The following is a 3,862-nucleotide window of genomic DNA, read 5'->3' as shown; positions in this document are numbered from 1 at the left end:
AGTTTTTCCACCACTTTGCTAAATCCTCGATTCATATTTAGCCCGTGGTCAGCGTCGCCAATTTCACGATCCAGCCCGGTAAGATAATCGCTCTCTTTGCTGAAGATTTCTCCACAGCGAGTAAGCCAGTTAACAATTTGAGTTCTGCTCAGTGACATCGTTATCTCCTTATTTACCCCAGTTCAGCGCCGGGGTGTGGACTGGGGCATCCCATAACGCCAACATTTCGTCATCAACTTTCAGTAAGGTGATGGAAAAACCGGTCATATCCAGTGAAGTGCAATACGCACCAATTAAATTGCGTTCGATAGTCAGCCCCGCTTGCTGACAACGCGTAGTCAGACGGTTATAGACGCCGTAAAGCTCAGAAAGTGGTGTGGCGCCAAGATTGTTGACCAGCGCAATCACCCGATCGCCAGACTGTAGCTGCTGTTTGGTTTGAATCTCTTCCTGCCAGTTTCCTTGTTGATAATTCCAGAAGCGCAGTGTGCGATGGTATGTGCCATTTTCCAGCAGCGTGTCGAACATTTCATCGACGGTTTGATCAAGGGAAGAGAAGGGGCGACGATCGATACCCGGCTCGCCATGAATGCCGACGCCAAACTCCATCTCATTATCTGCCAGCGTAAATGAGGGTTTGCCAGCGGCTGGAACGGTACAGGCACCGAGAGCGATACCAATTGAGTGACCCTGATTATTCAGCTTACGCCCCAGTTCCGCACAGGCATCCAGTGAGTCGCCACGTTCTGCCGCCGCACCCACAAGTTTTTCTATTAACACCGTATTGGCAACACCGCGCCGCCCGGCGGTATAAAGACTGTCTTTCACCGCGACGTCGTCATCAATGACCACCGTGGTCACTTTTACGCCGCTGTCATGGAGTAATTCGGTTGCTGTTTCGAAGTTAAGAATATCGCCGGTGTAATTTTTGATGATCAGCAGTACGCCTTCGCCGCCATCAATCTGCATGGCGCATTCAAAGATTTTATCGGGGGTAGGTGAAGTGAAAATTTCGCCCGGACACGCCCCCGAAAGCATCCCCTGACCGATATAACCGCAGTGCATTGGTTCGTGTCCGCTGCCGCCGCCTGACAGCAGGGCGACTTTTCCGGCAACCGGTGCATCAGCTCGTGTGACGTACAGCGGATCCTGATGCAATGTCAGCGAAGGATGCGCTTTCGCCAGCCCTGCCAGTTGTTCGTTCAGTACGTCTTGCACATCATTGATCAATTTTTTCATTATCTTGCTCCAGCAATTATCGTAGGGCATGGATGATGTTCAACGACACGGCGACCACTGACTGCCGATGAATCCATTGTGCATCAGACTTGGGAAAAGAAAATTCATACAAATTATGTTTCATGCTGAAACATATGTTTTAATAAATGTTCCATAATGGAACATAAGAATGCCCTGATACTTAAAATTGCGAGTCAGAACACCTTTTGCCAGAAGTGAGCGGAATATGAGAGGCGGTTTTCACAACGATGACCAGGCTAACGCCCCCTGGATTGCAGCATCCTGGGAGCGATGCCGCAAACTGATGAAACGGGAGTCGTGGAGCGTACCGCACCAGGCCCAGGGCGTGACATTTGCTACCATCTGTCGGCGTAAAAAGGCGATGCTGACACTCGGGCAGGCGGCGCTGGAAGATGCCCTGGAATATATGGCGCCACGAGCGTGCGTTTTGCTTATTCTCGATGAAACTGCCTGCATCCTTAGCCGTTATGGTGATCCGCAGACTATGGAGCAGCTTAGTGCGTTGGGATTTAATGACGGCACTTATTGCGCCGAAGGAATCATCGGTACTTGTGCGCTATCGTTAGCGGCTATCTCTGGTCAGGCGGTGAAAACGATAGCCGATCAACATTTTAAACAGGCGCTCTGGAAATGGGCATTTTGTGCAACACCGCTGTTTGACAGCAAGGGGCGATTGACCGGGACGATAGCCCTGGCGTGTCCAGCGGAACAATCGACAGCAGCCGATTTGCCGTTGACGCTGGCAATTGCTCGCGAGGTGGGAAACTTACTGCTAACGGACAGTTTGCTGGCTGAAACTAATCGGCATTTAAATCAACGTAACGCTCTGTTAGAAAGTATGGACGATGGCGTGATTAGCTGGGACGAGCAGGGTAATCTGCAATTTATTAATGCTCAGGCGGCGCGTGTTTTGCGTCTGGACGCAACGGCCAGCCAGGGAAGAGCAATCACGGAACTGTTAACGTTACCTGCCGTGCTGCAACAGGCAATAAAACAGGCACATCCGCTCAAACATGTGGAAGCGACCTTTGAAAGTCAGCACCAGTTTATTGATGCGGTCATTACCCTTAAACCGATAATTGAACCCCAGGGAACCAGCTTTATTCTGCTGCTGCATCCGGTGGAGCAGATGCGGCAATTGATGACCAGTCAATTAGGCAAAGTTAGTCATACTTTTGCTCATATGCCACAGGATGATCCGCAAACCCGTCGCTTGATTCATTTTGGTCGTCAGGCGGCGCGCAGCAGTTTTCCGGTGTTACTTTGTGGAGAAGAAGGCGTTGGTAAGGCTCTGTTAAGTCAGGCGATTCATAATGAAAGCGAACGCGCTGCAGGTCCCTATATCGCCGTCAATTGCGAGTTATATGGTGATGCGACGCTGGTGGAAGAATTTATTGGCGGCGATCGCACGGAGAATAAAAATGGTCGTCTGAGTCGTCTGGAACTGGCACACGGCGGCACGCTGTTTCTCGAAAAGATTGAGTATCTGGCGGTGGAGTTACAGTCAGCATTGCTTCAGGTCATCAAGCAGGGCGTTATCACGCGGTTGGATGCGCGGCGTTTAATCCCGATTGATGTCAAAGTGATTGCCACGACGACCGCAGATCTGGCAATGCTGGTGGAACAAAATCGATTTAGTCGCCAGCTTTATTACGCCCTCCATGCATTTGAAATTACCATCCCACCTCTGCGTATGCGGCGCGGCAGTATTCCGGCGCTGGTGAATAATAAATTACGTAATCTCGAAAAACGCTTCTCAACCCGATTAAAGATTGATGACGATGCGCTTGCTCGTTTGGTCTCCTGCGCATGGCCCGGTAATGATTTTGAACTGTATAGCGTCATTGAGAACCTTGCCCTGAGCAGCGACAACGGACGCATTCACGTCAGTGATTTGCCTGAGCATCTGTTTACCGAACAGGCGACAGAAGATATCAGCGCCACGCGTCTTTCCACCAGTCTGTCATTTGCGGAAGTCGAAAAAGAAGCGATAATTAACGCCGCCCAGGTGACAGGTGGACGTATTCTGGAAATGTCGGCGTTACTTGGAATTGGTCGCACCACGCTGTGGCGAAAAATGAAACAACATGGCATTGATGCGGGGCAGTTTAAGCGCCGGGGATGATCGACAAAAACAAAAAAGCCATTATGTGCATCCACACATAATGGCTGATTTTTTGCGCCTGTACGGAGACTTCAGTACTGGTAGTAACGTATTAAACGTTAAACAGGAAGTTCATCACATCGCCATCTTTAACGATGTAATCTTTACCTTCTGCACGCATTTTGCCTGCTTCTTTCGCGCCTTGTTCACCTTTGTAAGTGATGAAATCTTCAAACGCGATGGTTTGTGCACGGATAAAGCCTTTTTCAAAATCGGTGTGGATTTTGCCAGCAGCCTGCGGCGCGGTTGCACCAACCGGAATGGTCCATGCGCGCACTTCTTTCACCCCGGCGGTGAAGTAAGTTTGCAGGTTCAGCAGTTTATAACCGGCACGGATCACACGGTTCAGACCCGGCTCTTCCAGTCCCAGTTCCTGCATAAACTCGTCACGTTCTTCGTCGTCCAGTTCGGCAATGTCGGCTTCAACAGCAGCACAAA

Annotated in this window: 3 protein-coding genes and 1 pseudogene; 1 reads left to right on the top strand and 3 read right to left on the bottom strand. The window is 50.3% G+C overall.

All coding sequences use genetic code 11. The features are described 5' to 3' along the window. Positions 1 to 158 (bottom strand): annotated as a pseudogene (locus EQY_RS0121195) (dihydroxyacetone kinase); the annotation flags it as partial. A 10-nt stretch (positions 159 to 168) separates the two neighbouring features. Further along, positions 169 to 1,239 (bottom strand): dihydroxyacetone kinase subunit DhaK, encoded by a 1,071-nt coding sequence (gene dhaK / locus EQY_RS0121190; RefSeq protein WP_024212695.1) that lies wholly within the window; start codon positions 1,237 to 1,239, stop codon positions 169 to 171. Positions 1,240 to 1,465: 226 nt separating this feature from the next. Between dhaK and dhaR the strand changes: the two genes are divergently transcribed. Next, complete coding sequence (gene dhaR, locus EQY_RS0121185; protein ID WP_001213973.1) at positions 1,466 to 3,385, top strand: dihydroxyacetone kinase operon transcriptional regulator DhaR; 1,920 nt, start codon at positions 1,466 to 1,468, stop codon at positions 3,383 to 3,385. 91 nt (positions 3,386 to 3,476) lie between these two features. On the opposite strand, the gene EQY_RS0121180 is transcribed toward dhaR, so the two are convergent. Beyond that, the coding region (locus tag EQY_RS0121180; RefSeq protein ID WP_001073112.1) for a DUF933 domain-containing protein at positions 3,477 to 3,862 on the bottom strand (386 nt) is incomplete at its 5' end.

This window comes from Escherichia sp. TW14182, assembly GCF_000208525.1.
GTDB classification, from domain to species: domain Bacteria; phylum Pseudomonadota; class Gammaproteobacteria; order Enterobacterales; family Enterobacteriaceae; genus Escherichia; species Escherichia ruysiae.
This window is presented reverse-complemented; position numbering and strand designations above follow the sequence as displayed.